The sequence below is a fragment of the Paenibacillus sp. FSL R5-0527 genome (genome assembly GCF_038008055.1).
Lineage (GTDB): Bacteria > Bacillota > Bacilli > Paenibacillales > Paenibacillaceae > Fontibacillus > Fontibacillus macerans.
In genome coordinates this window covers 1786285-1805852 of the sequence record NZ_JBBOYI010000001.1, presented here as the reverse complement: position 1 = coordinate 1805852, position 19568 = coordinate 1786285, and the positions used below count along the sequence as shown (strand labels likewise).

Here is a 19568-nt window from a genome sequence, read left to right as displayed (position 1 = left end):
TGTTTGAAACGGCTAGATTTTCGAATCAAAATAGGGTATACCGGAAATCTAACGGTTGCAGCAGCGGTTATTTTCCAAAAAAATACTTCTTCTAAACTCTAACGGTTGTAATGGCCGTTATTTGCCTGATCTTAAGCGCAATTAGCCGGTTTTCAGTGAAATAAGCGTGATGGCAACCGTTAGAATTCGAAATCAAGGTTCTTGGAACAAATAGCGCTTGTGGCAACCGTTAGAATAGTTGTGTGACTAGAAAATGTAACTTGTCGGATAAGACTTGATGCAACGCCAGTGGTGAAGTATAGAAAAATAGCTGAATTTTCCGGAAATTTCCGGCATATCGCAACAAACGGCGTTTCGTATGAAAAAGTTGCATTTTCTACATTTATCCGGAAGGTGGGCAGCGATAATTGCCATCTAATTGCAAATCATGCAGTTAAACAGGTCTAGCCGGAACCCCGCTCTGACTTCAGCAGCTTTAGTTGTACCTTTCGCAATTATTTTCCGCTCAACCGCAAATCCCGCCCATTTAAATGTACTTTTTGCACTTACTACTCCTATTGCCATAGGTGCTGCCCCAAACGGCCAACGGGATCAGCCCTGGATCATCATTCCCATCTCCCGGGCCGCTTCGATCAGCACCGGGCCGTATTCTTCCAGCCGTTCCGGCGTCAGGCGGCTGACCGGCCCGGACACGGACAAGGCGGCGGCGATTTTGCCGCCCCGGTCGAAGATCGGCGCGGCGACGGCGGAAACCCCCGGCTCCCGTTCCTCATAGCTGGTGGCGTATCCGCGCTCGCGGACCTGCCGCAACTGGGACACATAAGCCGCCGGGTCCAGCCCTGCCGGCCAGTCGGGGCTGTCCAGGACCGCCCGCGTCACCGGCTCGTCGGAATAGGCGACAAGCACCTTGCTGGACGCCCCGACATACAGCGGCAACCGCGCCCCGACCTGGGCCACCCGCCGGATCGCCTGATTGCTCTGCACGGCCTGGATGCGCAGCCGGTCGTTGCCGTCGCGCAAATAAAGGCTGACCGTTTCCCCCAAGCGGTCGCGCAGTCGCTCCATCAGCGGCAGCAGCAGAACGGCCGGATCGTCGTTATGCGACAAATGCGCCGACAGCTCCCATATTTTCAGGCCCAGGCGGTATTTCTCCGTCGCCGGATCGCGCACGACGAATCCACGCTCTTCCAGCGTGGTCATCAGACGGTGCACCGTGCTTTTATGTAAACCGATCTCGCCGGCAATCTCCGTTAACCCCAAATCGCTTCCTTTCGTAAAACACATCAATATATCCAGCGCCCTTTCGACGGCGCGAACCGTTAGCTTCCGGTCTTCCATCCGGCATCCACTCTCCTTAGGATGTTTCACTATATGAAACTCGGTTACATAAATTATATGAAAGACCGTGGATTCCGTCAATGAACGGTTACGGTCCTGCCCATGCCCCGGTTTTCCATTGACTTTACGGCACCCCGGACTTACGATAAATTAAAGGGTGTCGCCTTATTTCGACATTATCTACGTAATTTGCTCGTATCGGCAGTATCAATATATTGGACTTATCCGTAAACTGCCGCTTTTTTCATCATATACTCTAATAAACGCAATTTTAAAGATTTTAAAGAAACAGGAGGGAAGCCTATGAGCCACACCGGCCGCAACGACCTTCCCATGCCTTCGGCGTTCCCTAACAACGATATTCCCGCAACGGCAAGCCGGCGCATCAGCATCAAGCATATTGCCGTGGCTTTGCTGCTGTCCATTTTGTTTTTCCTGATTTTCTGCTTTGTTTCTCTGCACGGATATATCGCCTGGGTGCTGTCCAATCCAACGGTGGCCCCGCTTTATTCCAATCCGAAGCTGGCCCAAAATCTGGATTACGAGAACATCACATTTCCTGCCGCAGACGGGAGCCGAATGATGCAAGGGTGGTATATCCCCGCTGAAGATTCCGCCAAAACGATCGTTTTTAGCCACGGTTACGGCGCCAATCGCGAGGAATCTTGGATTCCGATGTACGAGTTGGCCAGTTTTGCCCACCGGCTGAATTTTAACGTCTTAATGTTCGACTACGGCTTCGCCGCCCAGAACAGCAAAGAAGTGGCCACCGGCGGCAAAAAAGAAGCCCAGCAACTGCTGGGCGCCATTGATTACGTGAAACAGCGCGGGGCGCGGGAAATTGTTGTCTGGGGGTTCTCGATGGGCGCCGGCACGGCGCTTCAGGCGGGACTAACGAGCAGCGATATCGACGGCATGATCCTCGACAGCACGTTTCTGCTTGAGCCGGACACGATGTACCACAACATCCGCCAGCAAATCGACCTGCCGCGGCATCCGTCGCTGGAAATCATCGGCATGCTGCTGCCGGTGCTGAACGGCACGAGCCTGCGGCAAATTCCATACACGCAGGTCAAATCGGAGGACTACCCGTTCCCGACCTTGTTCATTCATGGGACGGAAGACGAGAAGGCGCCTTATCCGATCGCCGAGAAGCTGGCCGCCAATCAGACGAACCCCGATTCGGGCGTTTGGATTGTCGAAGGCTCGCATCATGAACTGATTTTTCGTGAACATCCCAAGGAATATTTGCGGAAAGTGTCGCTTTTCCTCAGCCGGATCAAAACCGCCGCTTCCGGCAGCGGCAGCGAAAGCGCCCTTACCGGGTCCGCAATCGAATAGCATAGGCCAAACCTCCCCGCGAATAAGCTGGTAGTAATGACTAAAGCAAGGGGAGGTTAACCGGATGCTGTTCGTTTACGGGCCTTATCTGCCTGTACGCATTTTGGAAGAAATCCGCTTCTGGAAGCAGCAGGAAGCGGAGCATACGGAAGTGATCAAAGCGATCATTCCCAATTTGGAGCACCACTACGTTAAGCTGCTGGACGAGTGGAAGAAGGTGTTTACCGCCACGGAGGCGGCGGCCGACCGGCTGCTTCAGCACGGTCTGACGTCCAAGGAAGCGGCCTCGAGCCCCCAGCTGATCAAGCAAACCGAGCGGCTGCTCGGCGCCGCCTTTCAGCAGTCGAAGGAATTTATCCGCCAGCTGCACCATATTCTCGACCGGAGCGAGGCGGTCAAAGGCGTTCCGCTCGCCCCCGTCGTACTGATGCACATTATCCGCGAATCGGAGTATTTCCTGGCCGTGCTGGAAAGGCTGAACCGCCCCGGAGAGATCGCGGGCTGTGTCGCCGGCGATCCGCCGGTGTACGACCCGTATCATCAAGGCGGGGGAACGCAGGCCTATGAGTCTTACCAGCAGCCCACCGGACCCGCTCCCTATGGGCCTTACCAGCAGCCTGGCGGACCCGCTCCTTTCGGGTCTTACCAGCAGCCTGACGATCCGCCGCCTTATGGGCCTTACCAACAGCCTGGCGGACCGGCCCCTTTCGGGCCTTACCAACAGCCTGGCGGACCCGCTCCTTTCGGGCCTTACCAGCAACCTACCGGACCCGCCCCTTTCGGGCCTTACCAGCAACCTACCGGACCGGCCCCTTTCGGGCCTTACCAACAGCCCACCGGACCGGCCCCTTTCGGGCCTTACCAACAGCCCACCGGACCGGCCCCTTTCGGGCCTTACCAGCAGCCTGGCGGACCCGCTCCCTTCGGGCCGACGACAGGCGGACAGCCGCCTTATTACGGGCCAACCGGCACGAGAGCGGAGGAGGCGGCCGGAGGACGAGCAGAAGAACCCGAGGAATCCTGGCCGCAGCACTCGCCGCATCAGCAGGCGATTTCACCGGAGGAGGCGAATTCCGGCTTCGAAACACCAACTGTTTCGAACGCGGGGCTTGAAGCGGAAGCGGCCGCGCCAGCCGAAACTCTGCCGAATGACAATGCGGCGGAAAGTTTGGCAGAAAGAAATGCCGATGAGGCAGCCGGCAATGAAAACCTGCGGTATGAAAACGACGCGCCTTCCGGCGCCTCCCGTATCCCCGAGCGTCCCGTCCCGATCGGCGGGCATACGCTTCCGCCCCTGCCCTACCCTTATAATGCCCTCGAGCCTTACATCGATGAGGCAACGATGCGCATCCATCACGACAAGCACCATAAAACCTACGTCGATGACTTGAACAAGGCGGAAAAAAAGCTCCAGGAGGCCCGCAAAAACGGAAACTTCGAGCTGGTTAAGCATTGGGAACGGGAACTCGCCTTTAACGGCGCCGGCCATTATCTTCACACCATCTTTTGGGAGATCATGAACCCGAAGGGCGGCGGAAGACCGGAGGGCGAACTGCTCCAGCAAATCACCCGCGATTTCGGCAGCTACGACGCTTTCCATCGGCAATTCTCCGAAGCGGCCGCCAAAGTGGAAGGCGGCGGCTGGGCGATCCTCGTCTGGAGCCCGCGCAGCCACCGGCTGCAAATTTTGACCGCGGAGAAGCACCAAAACCTGTCGCAATGGGACATCGTGCCCTTGCTTCCGCTCGACGTTTGGGAGCACGCTTACTATTTGAAGCACCAAAACGTGCGGGCCGACTACATCAAGGACTGGTGGAACGTCGTGTACTGGCCGGCCGTGGCGGAGCGCTACGAAGCCGCGAAAAAACTAAAATGGCAGCCGTATTAATACGGCTGCCATAATGCGGAAGACTCCCCCGCAGGCGCGCTCGGTAAACCCTCAACCTTTGTAACGGACGGAGCGCGGCTTTCCGTTATTCCTTGATCAAGGACAAAAACTCCGCTCGCGAAGCTGCGTCCTTGCGGAAGCTGCCGCGCACCGCGGACGTGACCGTTTTGCTGCCCGGCTTCTTAACGCCGCGCGCGCACATGCAGAGATGCTCGCCTTCCACAACGACCATTACGCCCTGCGGGTTCAATACTTCTTCCATAATGTCGGCGATCTGCGAGGTGATCCGCTCCTGCACCTGCAGGCGGCGGGTTACCGCCTCCACCAGGCGGGCCAGCTTGCTAAGCCCGGCGATTCGGCCGCTCGGAATGTAGCCGATATGCACTTTGCCGAAGAAAGGCGCCATATGATGCTCGCATTGACTGTAATAGACGATGTCCTTAACAATGACGAGCTCCTCATGGTTCTCTTCAAACGTTACCCCAAGCACGTCGCGGGGATCAACCTCATAACCGGCAAAAATCTCCTCGTACATCCGGGCAACCCGGGCGGGAGTATCGAGCAGCCCTTCCCGTTCGACGTTTTCCCCGATCAGCTTTAAGATTTCACGAACATGATGTTCGATTTTCTCGTGATTTTCTCCAACCTGCTTGTTTACGTAATCTTTAAGTCCAGCCATTTAAGCGCCTCCTCCTTTCAAAAAAAGCATGGCGATGACGCACCCGGCGCCGGTTATATGCTGACGCCGCGAATTGCGAACAGGCCACACTTTTTAAGACTCTTCATTTGAGCCGATGTTTATTTTTTCTTTCGCGGCCGTGCCCCTCCGGGAACCTGGCCCTGGTTTTTCATCATTTGCTGCGCGCGCTGCATCTGCTTGCTGTTCAGATTATAACCCATCTGTTTCGCCACTTTTTGCAGCATTTCCGGATCGTTTTGCATTTTTGTCATCTGCCGCCGCAAATAAAAAACACCAATCAGAAAACCGCCGACCAATCCGACGACAAGCGTAATAATTGGAATTACGATATCCATCATTCAGCCACCCCTGCATTAATATCCGTGCAGCCCCCCGTTTGGCTAACGCACTCCAAATATAATAGCATTCACCCTGCCGCGATTCAAGCCAGAACCGTTTCGATAAACAGCGTTGTTTCCGTCGCCAGATCCACTTCCTTCACGTCCAGTTCATCCCCGGCGCCGCGCGCGATGCGGATGACCGGGCGGCCCGGCAGGCCCCGGTGCTGGCTGACGACCACGCCGGTTTCCTTCGTCGACAACCTTACCGCCGTACCGTTCGGGTAGACGGATACGATGCGGGTAAACTCCACCAGCACGTCGTGATCCAACTCATGCTCCGAACAGGCCATCAGCTGCTCGCAGGCCTCGTGCGGCAACAGGCCCCGCTGCGATCCGTCTTCACCGCCGCCGCTGATCAGATTGTCGTACATATTCGCAACGGCGATAATGCGGGGAAACAGGTGAATTTCGTCCCCTGCCAGGCCGCGGGGAATCCCGGTGCCGTTAAGGCGTTCATGATGCTGAAGCGCCGCATGGGCGATAAGCAGATTAAATTCGCGTTTTTGCTTCAGCATTTCATATCCTCGCCACGTGTGATGATGCTTCGGATCGTCCTCCGCCGCGCCTTCCGGCAGAGGAACGGATTTGCCGATATCGTGCAGCAGCGCTCCGATCGCCAGATCCTTTAACTGGGAATAGCCCAGTCCCATGTTCAGGCCGATCATGGACGAGATCAGGCAGACGTTAACCGCATGCAGATAAGCCGCGTTGTCCGCCGTGCGAATATCGGTCAGCTGCAGAAGCACTTCCTTGTTGTTCAGCACGTCCGTCAGCAATGAATCCACGCTGGAGTTGATCTTTTTCGTGCTCCATTCCTTCCCCGACCGGATCGCTTCCTGCGTCTCCACCATTTCGTGAAATACCGCTTGTTTGGTCGATTCGCTGATCACATCTTCGATTTCGATATCGTCGTAATCGGCATCTTTGATGTACAGCATCGTAACGCCGATCCGTTTAAGCGTATTGATCATAAATACGGTCAGCTGAATCCCCGCCGACAATAGCACGGTGCCGTTTGCGGAATAAACCGTTTTTCCCAAGTATTGCCCTGGCTCGATATCTTCAATACTGATGAAACGCATCCTTTCATCCCCCTTGACGGCAATCGCTTCCCGTCATCGTTGTCAATCCGGTTTGCTTTCCTTCACCGTCGGGCGGCTTTCTCCAGGCGATGCTCCCCCTCGCAGCTTCCGGTCCGCCGCCTGGAGACGCTCAAGCACTTCCTCATCCTGTTCGCTCTCCAGCGCCCGGCTCACCGCCTCCGCCGCCGCTTCTCCCCCGATCCGGGCGAGCGCCCAAGCGGCCGTGCCGCGCAGCACCGGACGAGGATCATGAAACAGTATATCTATTAATTTCGGCACGGAAGCGTTATCTTTGAAGTTGCCGAGCGCAATCACCGCATTCCGCTGGATCGGCTTCTTCCCTCTCCAGGCCGCCGCGCTGTCGCCGAAGCGCTCTTTAAATTCCCGGTTGCTGATATCGAGCAGCGGCAGGAGCAGCGGCTTGACCGTCTCCGGATCGGGCTGCAGCTCCGGCCGGTGGTTCCAGGACTTGCCCCTGTTTTTCGGACAAACGATCTGGCATGTGTCGCAGCCGTAAAGCCGGTTGCCGATTTTGAGCATGAATTCTTCTTCCACAAACCCTTTCGTTTGCGTCAAAAAGGAAATGCACCGCTGCGCGTTCAGCACGCCAGGCCCGACCAGCGCCCCGGTCGGACAGGCGTCGATGCATTTCGTGCATTCGCCGCAATCCTCGGTGACCGGGGAATCCGGCGGAAAAGGAATGTTGGTAATCATCTCGCCAAGGTAAATCCACGATCCCCATTTAGGCGAGATGATCGCGCAGTTTTTCCCTTTGAAGCCGATTCCCGCCCGCTCCGCCACCGCACGGTCGACCAGCGCTCCAGTGTCCACCATGCTCTCGATCCGCGCTTCCGGAACCCGCTGGCGGATGAAATCCTCCAGCTTGGCCATCGCCTCGCGGAGCACCTGGTGGTAATCACGCCCCCAGGCCGATCTGGCCAATATCCCGCGCCGCTGCCCCGGCTCGGACTTCGGCGGGTTATCCATCTTGGACGGATACGCCACGGCGATCGAAACCAGGGAAGCCGGCTGTTCGAGAGACAGCTCGGGGTAAATGCGCTTATCGATATCCGGTTCCTCAAACCCGGATTCGTATCCTTTTTCACGCCGGTCCAGCAAAATGGCCTTCAGCGAAATAAAAGGGTCCGCGGAGGCAAAGCCGATATCGTCAATGCCGAGCGAAGCCGCGTTTTCCTTAATTTCGCGTTTCAAATCCGCCCACGCGCCGGCGTTTGCAGAAACGACGCTGCCGTCGTGTATTGTCTTTGCCACTCCCTTCCCCTCCTTGATGTGAATTTTACGGGCGACAAACGTTCCCCATCCCCCATATCGTTGTTGTTTTTCGAACGAAGCCAATCAGGAAGACAGCCGCTTAATCGCTTCCCGGGCCAACATATCGCAATGATTGTTGAGCTCATTGTCGCTGTGCCCTTTGACCTTAACGTATTCGACCTGATGGATGCCCATCAGCCGCCACAGCTCCTGCCACAGGTCTTTGTTTTCCACCGGCTGGTTTTTGCTGTTTTTCCAACCGTTTTTAAGCCAGCCGCGAATCCAACCCTGTTGAAAACAGTTCACCACATAGGCGGAATCGCTGTAAACTTTGGCCCGGCACGGCTCCTTCAGTTGACTGAGCGCCGAAATAACCGCTTGGATTTCCATCCGGTTGTTTGTGGTCATTTTCTCGCCGCCGGACAGATCCTTGCGATGCCCGTTAAATATTAATACAGCGCCCCATCCCCCAGGGCCCGGGTTTCCGGAACAGGCGCCGTCGGTATATATCGTTATCTCCTTCACCGTTCATCCTCCAAGATTCGCAGGCCATAAACCGCGGATTTTGTCGTCAGGCCAAAACATGGACTCGGCCTAGCCGACGATTTGGTCAATCTATAAATAGAAAAGCATATCCCGCACCCATTTGCAACGGATGGAAGATATGCTTCAATCATTCCTCTTCTTACCTGTCTATAATTTAAAAATCAATTAGACCCCGATAAAGAACGTGCAGCAGCGATGCCAAGCTTCTGGAACGCCTCTAAAAATTTGCTTGCGCCGTAGCCCATCGCTTCGTACAGCGGCATAATCGCTTTGTTATGCTCGTCTCCGGCCACCATGATCCGGCGGACATTGCGCTGCTGAAAACGTTGTTCCATCGCGGAAACGAGGCTTCTGCCTACGCCGCGCCGGCGATAATCCGGGTGAACGGCCATCCGGTAAATACACCCGGTATGCTGATCGATCGTTCCGATCAGGACCCCCTGAATTTCTTCCTCCGCTTCCGCAACTAGAATCAGTTCGGAATCCCAGGCCAATTGTCTGGCAAAAGCTTGTTTGGTGTCCTCGTAGCAAGCCTCGGACAAGGATACCTGCAAAAGATCCATCACTTGATTCACATCACTCAACTGAAAGGAACGAATAAGCATGCTATGATCTCCTTTTTCCTTAACACTAGATAGATTCATGCTAAAGGCGCGGCCTTTATTTTTACATCAAGCAAATAATTAAAACCAGACAAAAAACGAGAAAAAAACTGCTTCTTTGTCCATTAAACCATATAAATCAACGAAATACACCAATTTTCTTCTGAAAGCGCTTAATGTTAAGCGTTTACATTTATTTTTTGTGAATTTCCCTTCACAAAACAGGTTTTCATACATATATTTTGATCATATGTAAATAATAGGTTTTGTTTCGAGTATGTAAATGCGATCGACATTTTAAGTGCGTGTTCAAAAAGTCGGGTTTTCAGCACCGAAGCGTATGCTTACGATGTGCGTTTTTTCAAAACGCTGTAGGTCGGATGAAGCTAGAGACGAAAGGAGCGGTGCGTACGTTTTGGGTGCGTGAGCATCTGAAATGTTTCCGCAGGAAACATGCTACGGAAGCGTATGCTACGGCCCGGCTGAATTCAAGATTCGACGCCCGATCCACTTTTTGACCTGCTTCATGATCAAAAGACGACTTTTCGAACAACTCTTTAACAAAAAAATCGGGAGGTTTTCCGTTATGGTCCATGAATTGCCTGCTTTACCCTATCCGGCAAACGCGCTTGAACCTTACATCGATGAGCAGACGATGAACATTCACCATGATCGTCACCACAATACGTACGTGACCAATCTGAACGCCGCACTGGAAAGCGCCCCGGCACTGCAGAACAAAAGCGTGGAAGAGCTCATTTCCGACCTCGGCAGCGTTCCCGAAAATATCCGCACGGCCGTGCGCAACAACGGCGGCGGCCACGCCAACCACAGCTTGTTCTGGACCGTGATCGGCCCCGGCGGCGGAGGAACTCCAAGCGGCGCGGTCGCTTCCGCCATCGACAACGATCTTGGAGGGTTCGACAAATTCAAAGAGGAGTTTACAAAAGCGGCGGCGACCCGTTTCGGCAGCGGCTGGGCCTGGCTGGTCGTCGGCAAGGACGGCAAACTGGCCGTAACGAGCACGCCAAACCAGGACAACCCGCTCTCCGAGGGGCAAACGCCCATTCTTGGCCTGGACGTCTGGGAGCACGCCTACTATTTGAAATATCAAAACAAACGTCCGGATTACATCGCGGCATTTTGGAACATCATCAACTGGGACGAAGTCAACCGTCGTTACGAAGCCGCCAAGAAATAAGGGCGATTGACGATCGCCGGAAGGAGGTTACACTATGGCCGAGCAAAAGCGTAAGCTGACCAACGATCCGGAGGAGCTGCTGAAAGCCAAGCACGCGGAAGACGAGCATAAGCAGCAGTTCACGAACTTCGCGCACAGCGTTACCGGTGGAGCCGAGGCTGCGGATCCGGGCAAAGTGGTGGGCGAAGAACACCGCGAACCGGATACGCAAAACTATATGAAAACGGTGGAAAACCGTATGCTGGAATAGTGACGATAAAAAGTGGTCTCCCTTTGGAAGGGGGGCCTCTTTTTATCGGCTATGGTATGAAAACGACCGGCGCCAGCTTGAACCGGCGCACGGCTTGATTCTTACTGGGCCGCTATTCCGCCGGGGTATACTTGATCCAGTCATAGTACGCCCGAACCGGGGACCCGGGATAAATGAATTTCCCCGTCCAAGTTTTGGCAGCATCGCCCGCGCCTGCCCAGAAGTTGACCATAATGCTGCCCGGATGGCTCGGCAGTGGTCCGCGGGAACCGTCCTCGGTATGCACCAGCTTGCCGTCGACATACCATTTGATCGAGGCCGGCGACCATTCAAAAGCATAGTCATGGAAGTCCAGCGATGCATCGAAGCCAAGATCAATGACCGTGCTGTGATCCCCGTCTCCGGCCGTATAATAGTTGGTCTCCAGTTTCGTCGGATCTTTTCCGAGAATTTCAATATCAATTTCGTCATTCTCTTCCGTGTCCGGATCCGGATTGAGGTCATAATAAGTGAACAGTGAAGTGACCAGTCCCTCGCCTTTCGCAACTTTCATTCGCGCCTCCACACGCCCGTAGCCGTAGTCTTCCCCAATGGTCGCATATTCGCCGGAGGCGTACTGCTCGCCGGAACATCGGCTTGGACACCCCGACTTGTCCAGTCGAAGGGCCATGACTCCGTTATTGAATTCGATATTGTTCGCCCGCCACCCTACTCCGAAATCCTCTCCGTTCTCCCAGCCGTCCGAAGCATAAAACATGCTCCCGTTAAAAGCGTTCAGCGGCTCCGCAAACCCGTCCGCCGCCGCCGCCGGGACCGCCAGCAGCAGGCTGCAGCCTATCAGACAGACTCCCAAACCGCCGCGGACTTTTGGCAAAAACGTAAACTTTTTCATTATATCCCTCCTCATAATTTACCGCGTCATGAATTGCCGCGTCGTAAATGCCGCAAAAAAATCGCGGGAAATAACGACGGTTTGCTCCAGCATTTCCGCTGGAAAGCTCCGCTCCCTCCTTTGCGCAATGTATCCGCCATGCCGATCCAAGCTGTCTATTATATGCATAAATGTACCATAGAAGAAAGATGTTGGGTATGAGCAGGAAGTAGCAGCATCCAGTGGAGTAGCATGATAAAGCAGTACTAGAATTTTCAGCGGCACGCGGACGTGGCACGCAGACGTGGCACGCGGACGTGGCGCGCGGACGTGGCACGCAGCATGGGATTCTGCTATGCGGAATTCGTGGTGCGAGGTTCGTGGTGTGAGGTTTCGCGGTGCAGGGTTCTGCGGTGCAGGGGTATGGCGGTGCAGGGCTCCGCGGTGCGTGGGAAAGACCAATGGTTTGGTGAAAGTAGCTCAACTGCAAAAGTGCATCTCATTTTCCCGTAACCTGCCTATTTGGGGCGTATGAAATGCAAAAATGCATCTATTTTGAAACTATTCGGTAACAAAGAGAATTTTAAACAGAAATGGACTGCACTTTTGCATTTGACGAGCCATTTTCGAGAAAGTTCGACAAATACCGCATGCACTTTTGCATCTCGCGGAACCCCATATTGCGGAAAAGAAAACCGCACCCAGGTACAACACCCACGTGCGGTTTTTGCCTATACTTGTTTAAAATACCGGTTTAATATCCGCAAAAAAACGTTCGGAAACGCCAGACTTCCCATATCTTCCTTGGTGATCCAGCGGTATTCCGCGGAGTCCGCGGCCAGATCGAAGCCCGCTTGCTTGACCCCGCCCCCGGCCGGCGATGCCGCTTCCGGCTTGGCCGCACCCGTAGACGCGCTCGCTTCGCCGGCCTGATTCGCCCCCGCCTCATAAGCCGCGGCGGTTTCGGCGGCGAATAAGCCGGCCGAACCGGCTGCCGCCTGATGCTGCGCCGCCGAATGGACGTTGCCGGCGTACGGGACGGAATTCGGAGCGGCAACGGAGGCCCCGGCATAGGGAGCCCACCCGTATGCGGCCTCGGCGGTGCCGGTCATACCGTCGGTCCCGCCCGTCACTGCCCCACCGTTTTCGGCCACGTCGTTCTCGGCCACATCGTTTTCGGCCACGTCGTTCTCGGCCACACCGTTCCCGGCCTGGCCGGCGGCATCCTCCGCAGCGAACCGGAACACGCGGAGGTTCCAGTGAATGTGGCTGAACGTATGCTCCGCGTTCATCCACGCTTCCCCCGGCCGCACCGGCATGCCCGCGGCGGCCAGCGCCGCTGCCAGCCGGTCCATCGCCGGACCGTCCGGCAGCCCGGCGCCTTCGCCCGGCACGGCGTCGGCCGGGATATGGGGCAGCTCCCACATCCGCGCGAGCAGCCCCGTATCCGGCCGCCGGCGCACGAGCACGCGGCCCCCAAGCGCCCCTCCGCCCTCCACGAGGGCGACGAGCCGGTATTCCGGCCGCGGCGGCTTCGCCTTGCTCTTCACCGGAAGGCGCTCCTCCGCGCCCGCAAGCCGCCCGGCGCAGCGGGCCATGACCGGGCAAATCAGGCATTGCGGCGACTTGGGCGTACAGACTAACGCTCCCAGCTCCATCAGCGCCTGATTAAAATCCGCGGCCCGGCCCTCGGGGATCAGTTCCGCCGCCAGGTCCTCCATCAGCGTGCGGGTCCCGGTTTTCATGATATCCTCTTCGATCAGGAAATACCGCGACAGCACCCGCATAACGTTCCCGTCGACGGCCGGCTCGGGCCGGTTAAAGGCGATGCTCATGATCGCCCCCGCCGTATACGGGCCGACCCCTTTCAAGGCCGACACGTCGGCCTTGTTGTCCGGCACAACCCCGCCGTGCCGCTCGACCACCTGGCGTGCGGCCGCCTGCAGGTTGCGGGCCCGCGAATAATACCCGAGTCCCTCCCAGCATTTCAGCACCTCTTCCTCCGGGGCTTCCGCCAGGTCCCGAATCGTCGGAAACCGCTCGATGAACCGGTGGAAATACGGGATCACCGTATCCACGCGCGTCTGCTGCAGCATGATTTCCGAAACCCAAATATAATACGGATCGCGGTGCCTGCGCCAAGGCAAGTCCCGCTTGGAGCGCTCATACCACTCCAGCAGCCCCGTACTGAAGAAAATCTTGTTTTCCCTGCTCTCCTGCATCGATCTATGTTCTCCTTCTATGTCCCCTGTTCAATGCGTTCCACCACGGCAAAGGCGGACGCCAAATTCCGTTCGTGCGTAATGCTCAAATGGACCGTATACCGGCCATGGCCCGTCAACCCCAGCCGCTCCCAGGCTTCCGGCGGCATAAATACGCACGGCTTGCCGCTCGCATCCGGCAAAATCTCCATGTCGGCAAACCCGAGCGTCCTGCCGATGCCGCAGCCAAACGCCTTGCTGACGGCCTCCTTGGCGGCGAACCGCCCCGCCAAAAACTCTGCCGCACGCGCGGTTTGCCCCGGCAATTGCCGTTCGGCCGCGGTCAGGATGCGCCGCGTCAGCCGCTCGCCGACCGAACCGCTTAACATCCGCCGGACGCGTTCGATTTCGACAACATCATGTCCGATTCCGTAAATCAACGTAAGCCCTTCTTCCTCATACGGTTGGGATTATAGCCAGGCTTGCCTTACAAGCCGCCAATCACATTGTAACAGGGAAGCCGCTCCGGCGCGAGTCCGGCAGGGACAAAACGGCGCCTGCCTGACACCCGCCGCCTTCCTAAGCGAGTAGCGGTGCAGGTGTAGCTCACGAAGTGCGGTGCGATTCCAAAAACTCCCCCGCTTCCCTCCCCCGGACTAGCCCCAGCCATTTTAGTCTTGATATACTAGTGGACAAATGAAATAGTTGCAAAATGTACAGTTACTTATCCGGAAATGCTGCCACAGCGCTCGATTAAGTGTAATACCTGCAGTTGCAGTTCTCCGCTATCTTTCGAAAAATGGGGCTAAAAACGAAGAAATACATGTACGAAATGCAATTAAACGAATGATTGGATAAATGGTTATAAAGTTAGTTGTATGATTTGCAATTAACGGTCAGAGTGGGGCCGATCAAGCGCGCTTTTGCCCCGCCATCCGACGAGGCGAAAATAAATAGGCAGCGGTGGTTTACTGTTTTTTAAGGCCAAGATTTTATTCGTGCTCCGTTTATACAGCATCAGCGGTTAAGAAAAATCCTGTTATTTTCCCTAATCCCAAGGAAATGGCCATTTCTCGCGCCACGTTATTTCCGGTTCCTTTTACTGGATTGGTTGGCGGAGCAACCGCGGTTCCGGCCCCGCCCCCGATTTCCCGGAAAGCAAGAATGATCAAGAAGAAGCGGCGCCCCCCATTTATACTAAGCACATAGACCGGTCTGGAGGATGTTCATGAACGCTGTCAGCACTATCAAGCAAAGCATCGACTACATTGAAGAGCGGCTCGGCGAAGAGCTGACGCTAAGCAGGATCGCCAAAGCGATGTTTTATTCCGAGTACCATTTTCACCGCACTTTTTTGTACTTTGTCGGCGACACGGTCACATCCTATGTGCGGAAACGGAGATTGTCGACGGCGGCGGAGCTGCTGACCGAAACCGACTTGAAGGTGCTGGAGATCGCGCTGCGGTGCGGCTTCGGCTCCCATGAAGCCTTTACCCGGGCGTTCCGGAAAATGTACGGCATCCTGCCGACAGAGTGCCGCAAGCTGGGCCGTCCGCCGTTTCTTGTGCCGCGCGCCGCGCCTCTTCCGACCATCGAAACGCAAATAACCAGTGATTGGGGAGATCAAATCATGCAATACCGTATCGAACAACTGCCCGCCATGCGGATTCTGGGCTGCGCGATGCAAAGCACCATCGTGGAAGGCAAAAACCACGACGATATTCCGGCATTCTGGCAAACGTACATGCAGGAGCGGCTCGGAGAACGGATTCCCGGCAAAAAAAATCCAAACGTCGAGCTTGGCGTTTGCTCCCCTACCGACGAAGACGGAACCTTCCAATATATCATCGGCTTTGAAGTGGACGAAGCGGCCGAGGTTCCGGAGGGCGTAACGGAATATTTCATTCCGGCGGCTACCTATGCCATCTTTACAACGCCTCCGGCCGGCGAGGACAATTTCAGCACGTCCATCCAAACGACCTGGGACGGGATTTTTGCGAACTGGTTCCCTGCATCCGGTTACGAGCAAATCAACGCCCCCGATTTCGAATGGTACGATGAACGCTGTTGGCCGAAAGAAGGCAAGCAGATCGATATCTACATTCCCGTCCAGCCGGCGAAATCCAAGTCGGAAGCTTAAGTAGCCAACAACGCAAACAAAACGACAAAGAGGCTGCCTCGTAAGCCGCTGCGGCTAACGGGACAGCCTCAATATTTTCATTCAACTCATTCCGGCAAAAAGACAAATTGCGCTTCGCCGATTTCCAGCGTCCTGTTCTGCAAGCCCGGCGCGCCGGTCTTAAAAACAAGCTGCGTTAACCGCTCCGCGTCCCCCCGCTTGAACAGAAACGACTTGTCTCCGATGCCAAGCCGGGCCGATTCGCCGCCAGGTTCCGATTCCAGCAGCGGCAAACCGAACAACGCTTGCCAGTGTGCGGCCGCGGCCGCCGGATCGGAGACCGCGAACACGGCGCTGTGAATGTCCACTTCTCCCGCGGGATGATCTTGGATAATCCCCGATGCTTTCAGCCCCGACAAGCGCTCAGCATCCGTACCGTTCCATTGCAGGATAAACGGATAATTTAGGCCCCGGTAATGCCCGTCGATCGTAAACATCCGCCATTCGATCCAGTTCCCTCGCGCATCGAGCCTCCGCCCGTCCAAAATCGGCGAGAGTTCAAGGCCTTGGCCCTGTAGACGGGACGCCAGCCCATCGATATCGTCCGTGCGCAGCGCGACCCGGCTGAACGCTTCGCGGGCAGGCAACTCCACCAAGGCGTCGCGGACAACCGCGTTGGGCGTATCGATTTTTTCCGCCAGCGCCCGGTCCTCGATCCCGAGAAATTCGATATACGTTAAGCCAAAATAGCTTAGTGCGTTATACGTCCCCCAGAACTTATGGGAACCGCCTTTAAACGCCGTCAGTCCCCATTTCGCAAACGCCTCAACCGGCGTATCCAAAGCGTTGACATACTGCACGGTATGGTCCCACTTCAGCATCATCGGGACACTTCCTTTCCGAGTTCCGTAGTCCGTCTGACCGCCGTCAGCACGCTTCGCTGCAACCCGGCGGCAAAATCGCTGCGGTTCAGCTCGTGCAAGGCGTTAATGCCCACGCCGCCGGGGGAATTGTTGATGTCGAGAAGCTGGCGCGGATGCAGCCCGGTATGCCGCAGCATCGCCACCGCGCCTTCAACGTTCTCCAAAGCGATCCGCCAGGCCTGTTCCCGCGGCAGTCCGGCGAGCACCCCCGCATCGGCAAGGGATTCGATGAAATAATAAACATAATTCGGTCCGGCCACGCCGTAACCGGTAAAAACGTCAAGCAGCGCTTCGTCCACCACCTGCACTTTGCCAAACCCGCTCAGGAATGCTTCCACTTGGGCAAGTTCCGCATGCTCGTTAAACGCCACTCCGCTGTATCCGAAGCCGGTGTCCGTAAGCGTGTTCGGAATAACCCTGACAACGGAACGCTCGGAGCCGACATAACTTTCAAGTTTGGCTATGGTCACGCCCGCTACGATCGATACGACAACGCCGTCCTTGCCGGCAAACTCGCGGATCAATCCGCCGACCCCGGCCAAATCATCCTGCGGCCGCACGGCGATCACGATCAGCTCGGCCTCCGCCAGCGCCTGTTTCGGTTCGTCCGCGGCCCGTATACGGTAGGTTTCACTTAAATATCGTACGCGCTCCTCCCGAACATCCGCCGCGCTGATCAGATGGGCCGGCACCGTCCCACTGCCGACAAGCGCCCGGATGATCGCTTCGGCCATCTGCCCTCCGCCGATGAAATGAATGCGTTGCTGCGCCATTTTACATTACCTCCTCTATTAATTGTTCTCCCATGCCGCCGGCAAAATAAATCCGTCATACTTGTCCTGGGACTTGATGTACTCCTCGAACTCCGGGGATTCATAAGCGGCTTTCAGGTCTTTTGCCCATTGCGTGTTTTCGTCGGCCTTGTTTATAGATACGATAATCCGGTGCTGCTCAGGCGTATTTTCGATTTTTAGAGCCTCGGTAATTTTCCGTTTCGCATTCGCGATATAGTTGCCGTTCACCACCCCGAAATCGACATCCTTCAGCGACACCAAAATTTGCGCCGGATCCAGCACCTGAATGTCGATAGCGTATTGCCCCGGCGACACGCTGTTCAAGTTGAAGTCGGTCGTGCCGGCATTCTCGGCCACCTTCACCCAGCCCAGCTCCTCCAATATCCTGACGGCGCGCTCCTGATTCACCGGATCGTTGGGAACGGCCACCGTGCTGCCGTCCTTCACTTCGTCCAAAGACTGATGTCTCTCGGAATACAAGCCCTGCGGCGCGCTGGGAACAAAGGCGATGCCGGTCATGTCCATATGCAGCTCGTCATTGATCCCTTCCATGTATGCGGTGCTCTGGAACACGCTGGCATCGATAGACCCTTCCTGCATCGCCGGATTCACCTGCATATTTTGGGAAAAAGTTTTGATGTTCACCTTGTACCCTTTTTTCTCAAGGATCGGCAAGATGCCCGCCCGGAATTGTTCCTCATAGGTTCCGACGCCGAAGCCGACCGTAATCTCCTTTTTGTCTTGGCCGGCGGTGCTTTGTTTGCCGCAGGCGGAAAGCACCAGCAACAGTCCGATCAATAAAACAGCCGAAAATTTCTTCATGTTTACAACCCCTCTTCAAGTGAATTGCGCAATTGGTATAAAGCAGCGTCCGTCGCATTCACGGGCACCGCGCAGTTCGGCGCCAGCAGGAACGGTTGGCCCCGCATCAGCGAAAGCGCCTCGCGGGCTTGCGCGCGAATGCGCTCAAGATCGCCGCCGGCGAACAGGGCATGGTCGATCCCTCCCACCTTCGTTGCCCGGAGCGGAGCGTCCAAACCGGCGTTGCCGGCGGCGTATGTATCCCAACTGATCCCCTCGATAGGATAATCGTTAAACCGTTCAGGCTGGGAATGAGCTCCGCAAGTATGCAGAATCCGTTTGCCGAAACTTGCCGCTTCAAGCACGATGTGATCATAAGGCCTTGAGAACTCGTTAAAAGCGGATTCGTCGAACAATCCCGGATGGGCGGTTCCCGTCACCGCGTAAAAAATGCCATCGATCCCGATCCGGCCGAGCTCCTCCACATACTCCGCCAAAGTTACCGCGATGGCGTGCAAAGCGCGGTGCACTCCGGCCCGCTGCCCGCCGAATAAAGCTTCGAGCGGGACGGGCCGTTCGCTGCCGTAAACCGTATCGTTCACGTAAGCCGACTGCCCCGCCAGAAACAACAATACCGTCAGCGGCGAGAAGACGGTTTGCGTCAACGGCGTATCCGCCAGTCCGGACCGGATCAGCCGGGCCGCCTGCAGCTGCTCCGCCAGTGGGGCCGATTCCGCCGCCCGCCGCGCCTCAATCCGCCATACATCGGCCGCCTCCCGAATGGCCGCCGCGGTCTGTTTGGGAAATACCGTGCGGTAATCGCGGAAATCGTAGCTGTTTCCCCAAGTTTCCGCGTAATAGGTCGCCCGCGGATTGATTTTGACCCAATCCCAAGCGAATTTCCGCGTAAAAGCGATCGTCGCTTCCGCCAAGTCCCCGGCATTTTGTTCTTTATTCAAAAAATGATGCCAGCCGCTGACAATCGGACGATCCGCCGTTTCGCCGGACAACAGGGCCCGAAATCGGGCCGTTTTATTCCAGTCTGCCATGTCGTTGTTCTCCCTCCAGCAATTCCGAGTTATCAGGTTGGATAAGTTTAAATCATACTAGCATACCAAAAAGTTTGACGTCAATGTGATTTTTAATTGACACTCCTTCATTGATGGGGTTATATATATTTGAAAATACTATAAAGTTCATCGGAAAAGTATGCATACGAGCATCAATGAATCAGGAGGAAGCCACATGACTCTAAACTC

18 protein-coding genes and 1 pseudogene are annotated in these 19568 nt (G+C 55.9%); 5 read left to right on the top strand and 14 right to left on the bottom strand.

Annotated features, from left to right (window positions below; translation table 11 throughout):
* Nucleotides 1-591: 591 nt before the first annotated feature.
* The gene (locus NYE69_RS08025; protein WP_340925724.1) at nt 592-1338 is read right to left on the bottom strand and encodes an IclR family transcriptional regulator; all 747 of its coding nucleotides are present in this window, start codon (nt 1336-1338) and stop codon (nt 592-594) included.
* Nucleotides 1339-1671: 333 nt separating this feature from the next.
* On the opposite strand from NYE69_RS08025, the gene NYE69_RS08020 reads away from it, so the two are divergent.
* Together NYE69_RS08020 and NYE69_RS08015 are read left to right on the top strand one after the other, a co-directional pair.
* Nucleotides 1672-2679 carry an alpha/beta hydrolase gene (locus NYE69_RS08020; RefSeq protein WP_412761792.1) on the top strand — a complete coding sequence of 336 codons (1008 nt, stop codon included), beginning with the start codon at nt 1672-1674 and terminating at the stop codon, nt 2677-2679.
* Nucleotides 2680-2743: 64 nt separating this feature from the next.
* The gene (locus NYE69_RS08015; RefSeq protein ID WP_340925723.1) at nt 2744-4567 is read left to right on the top strand and encodes a Fe-Mn family superoxide dismutase; all 1824 of its coding nucleotides are present in this window, start codon (nt 2744-2746) and stop codon (nt 4565-4567) included.
* An 85-nt stretch (nt 4568-4652) separates the two neighbouring features.
* On the opposite strand, the gene folE is transcribed toward NYE69_RS08015, so the two are convergent.
* From folE to NYE69_RS07985, 6 genes and pseudogenes are all read right to left on the bottom strand, one after another.
* On the bottom strand, nt 4653-5246 hold the full coding sequence (gene folE / locus NYE69_RS08010) for a GTP cyclohydrolase I FolE (protein ID WP_036626194.1): 594 nt from the start codon (nt 5244-5246) through the stop codon (nt 4653-4655).
* Between the two features lie 119 nt (nt 5247-5365).
* Nucleotides 5366-5602, bottom strand: coding sequence for a YneF family protein (locus NYE69_RS08005; RefSeq protein WP_036628819.1), 237 nt, complete (start codon nt 5600-5602; stop codon nt 5366-5368).
* Nucleotides 5603-5688: 86 nt separating this feature from the next.
* Nucleotides 5689-6729: an HD-GYP domain-containing protein gene (locus NYE69_RS08000; protein WP_340925722.1), complete on the bottom strand. Its 1041-nt coding sequence runs from the start codon at nt 6727-6729 to the stop codon at nt 5689-5691.
* Between the two features lie 102 nt (nt 6730-6831).
* Nucleotides 6832-7989: pseudogene (queG, locus tag NYE69_RS07995) on the bottom strand (tRNA epoxyqueuosine(34) reductase QueG); the annotation flags it as partial.
* Nucleotides 7990-8085: 96 nt separating this feature from the next.
* Nucleotides 8086-8526, bottom strand: coding sequence for a ribonuclease HI (rnhA, locus tag NYE69_RS07990; protein WP_036626200.1), 441 nt, complete (start codon nt 8524-8526; stop codon nt 8086-8088).
* 182 nt (nt 8527-8708) lie between these two features.
* Nucleotides 8709-9152, bottom strand: coding sequence for a GNAT family N-acetyltransferase (locus NYE69_RS07985; protein ID WP_036626203.1), 444 nt, complete (start codon nt 9150-9152; stop codon nt 8709-8711).
* A 583-nt stretch (nt 9153-9735) separates the two neighbouring features.
* Here NYE69_RS07985 and NYE69_RS07980 point away from each other — a divergent pair.
* Both NYE69_RS07980 and NYE69_RS07975 read left to right on the top strand, forming a co-directional pair.
* Entirely contained in the window at nt 9736-10350 is a 615-nt protein-coding gene (locus tag NYE69_RS07980; protein ID WP_340925720.1) for a superoxide dismutase, read from the top strand.
* 34 nt (nt 10351-10384) lie between these two features.
* Complete coding sequence (locus tag NYE69_RS07975; RefSeq protein WP_036626209.1) at nt 10385-10600, top strand: hypothetical protein; 216 nt, start codon at nt 10385-10387, stop codon at nt 10598-10600.
* A 112-nt stretch (nt 10601-10712) separates the two neighbouring features.
* On the opposite strand, the gene NYE69_RS07970 is transcribed toward NYE69_RS07975, so the two are convergent.
* From NYE69_RS07970 to acpS, 3 genes are all read right to left on the bottom strand, one after another.
* Nucleotides 10713-11492: a family 16 glycosylhydrolase gene (locus NYE69_RS07970; RefSeq protein ID WP_326045020.1), complete on the bottom strand. Its 780-nt coding sequence runs from the start codon at nt 11490-11492 to the stop codon at nt 10713-10715.
* Nucleotides 11493-12202: 710 nt separating this feature from the next.
* The gene (mutY, locus tag NYE69_RS07965; protein WP_445744760.1) at nt 12203-13693 is read right to left on the bottom strand and encodes an A/G-specific adenine glycosylase; all 1491 of its coding nucleotides are present in this window, start codon (nt 13691-13693) and stop codon (nt 12203-12205) included.
* A gap of 17 nt (nt 13694-13710) precedes the next feature.
* Entirely contained in the window at nt 13711-14112 is a 402-nt protein-coding gene (gene acpS, locus NYE69_RS07960) for a holo-ACP synthase (RefSeq protein WP_036626218.1), read from the bottom strand.
* 788 nt (nt 14113-14900) lie between these two features.
* On the opposite strand from acpS, the gene NYE69_RS07955 reads away from it, so the two are divergent.
* Nucleotides 14901-15812 (top strand): AraC family transcriptional regulator, encoded by a 912-nt coding sequence (locus NYE69_RS07955; RefSeq protein WP_340925719.1) that lies wholly within the window; start codon nt 14901-14903, stop codon nt 15810-15812.
* Nucleotides 15813-15898: 86 nt separating this feature from the next.
* On the opposite strand, the gene NYE69_RS07950 is transcribed toward NYE69_RS07955, so the two are convergent.
* From NYE69_RS07950 to NYE69_RS07935, 4 genes are read right to left on the bottom strand one after another with little or no spacing between them, the layout of a single operon-like run.
* The gene (locus NYE69_RS07950) at nt 15899-16675 is read right to left on the bottom strand and encodes a VOC family protein (protein ID WP_340925718.1); all 777 of its coding nucleotides are present in this window, start codon (nt 16673-16675) and stop codon (nt 15899-15901) included.
* Nucleotides 16672-17487, bottom strand: coding sequence for a pyrroline-5-carboxylate reductase (proC, locus tag NYE69_RS07945; RefSeq protein ID WP_340925717.1), 816 nt, complete (start codon nt 17485-17487; stop codon nt 16672-16674). Before proC ends, NYE69_RS07950 begins: the two co-directional genes overlap by 4 nt.
* A gap of 18 nt (nt 17488-17505) precedes the next feature.
* Nucleotides 17506-18330 carry a MetQ/NlpA family ABC transporter substrate-binding protein gene (locus NYE69_RS07940; protein WP_316561096.1) on the bottom strand — a complete coding sequence of 275 codons (825 nt, stop codon included), beginning with the start codon at nt 18328-18330 and terminating at the stop codon, nt 17506-17508.
* Between the two features lie 2 nt (nt 18331-18332).
* Nucleotides 18333-19358: a uroporphyrinogen decarboxylase family protein gene (locus tag NYE69_RS07935; RefSeq protein WP_340925716.1), complete on the bottom strand. Its 1026-nt coding sequence runs from the start codon at nt 19356-19358 to the stop codon at nt 18333-18335.
* Nucleotides 19359-19568: the final 210 nt, after the last annotated feature.

What these genes read in the sequence shown, in the direction of transcription:
- NYE69_RS08025 (WP_340925724.1), bottom strand. Translation starts at nt 1,338, where the DNA reads ATGGAAGACCGGAAGCTAACGGTTCGCGCCGTCGAAAGGGCGCTGGAT.
- NYE69_RS08020 (WP_412761792.1), top strand. Translation starts at nt 1,672, where the DNA reads ATGCCTTCGGCGTTCCCTAACAACGATATTCCCGCAACGGCAAGCCGG.
- NYE69_RS08015 (WP_340925723.1), top strand. Translation starts at nt 2,744, where the DNA reads ATGCTGTTCGTTTACGGGCCTTATCTGCCTGTACGCATTTTGGAAGAA.
- folE (WP_036626194.1), bottom strand. Translation starts at nt 5,246, where the DNA reads ATGGCTGGACTTAAAGATTACGTAAACAAGCAGGTTGGAGAAAATCAC.
- NYE69_RS08005 (WP_036628819.1), bottom strand. Translation starts at nt 5,602, where the DNA reads ATGGATATCGTAATTCCAATTATTACGCTTGTCGTCGGATTGGTCGGC.
- NYE69_RS08000 (WP_340925722.1), bottom strand. Translation starts at nt 6,729, where the DNA reads ATGCGTTTCATCAGTATTGAAGATATCGAGCCAGGGCAATACTTGGGA.
- NYE69_RS07985 (WP_036626203.1), bottom strand. Translation starts at nt 9,152, where the DNA reads ATGCTTATTCGTTCCTTTCAGTTGAGTGATGTGAATCAAGTGATGGAT.
- NYE69_RS07980 (WP_340925720.1), top strand. Translation starts at nt 9,736, where the DNA reads ATGGTCCATGAATTGCCTGCTTTACCCTATCCGGCAAACGCGCTTGAA.
- NYE69_RS07975 (WP_036626209.1), top strand. Translation starts at nt 10,385, where the DNA reads ATGGCCGAGCAAAAGCGTAAGCTGACCAACGATCCGGAGGAGCTGCTG.
- NYE69_RS07970 (WP_326045020.1), bottom strand. Translation starts at nt 11,492, where the DNA reads ATGAAAAAGTTTACGTTTTTGCCAAAAGTCCGCGGCGGTTTGGGAGTC.
- mutY (WP_445744760.1), bottom strand. Translation starts at nt 13,693, where the DNA reads ATGCAGGAGAGCAGGGAAAACAAGATTTTCTTCAGTACGGGGCTGCTG.
- NYE69_RS07955 (WP_340925719.1), top strand. Translation starts at nt 14,901, where the DNA reads ATGAACGCTGTCAGCACTATCAAGCAAAGCATCGACTACATTGAAGAG.
- NYE69_RS07950 (WP_340925718.1), bottom strand. Translation starts at nt 16,675, where the DNA reads ATGATGCTGAAGTGGGACCATACCGTGCAGTATGTCAACGCTTTGGAT.
- proC (WP_340925717.1), bottom strand. Translation starts at nt 17,487, where the DNA reads ATGGCGCAGCAACGCATTCATTTCATCGGCGGAGGGCAGATGGCCGAA.
- NYE69_RS07940 (WP_316561096.1), bottom strand. Translation starts at nt 18,330, where the DNA reads ATGAAGAAATTTTCGGCTGTTTTATTGATCGGACTGTTGCTGGTGCTT.
- NYE69_RS07935 (WP_340925716.1), bottom strand. Translation starts at nt 19,358, where the DNA reads ATGGCAGACTGGAATAAAACGGCCCGATTTCGGGCCCTGTTGTCCGGC.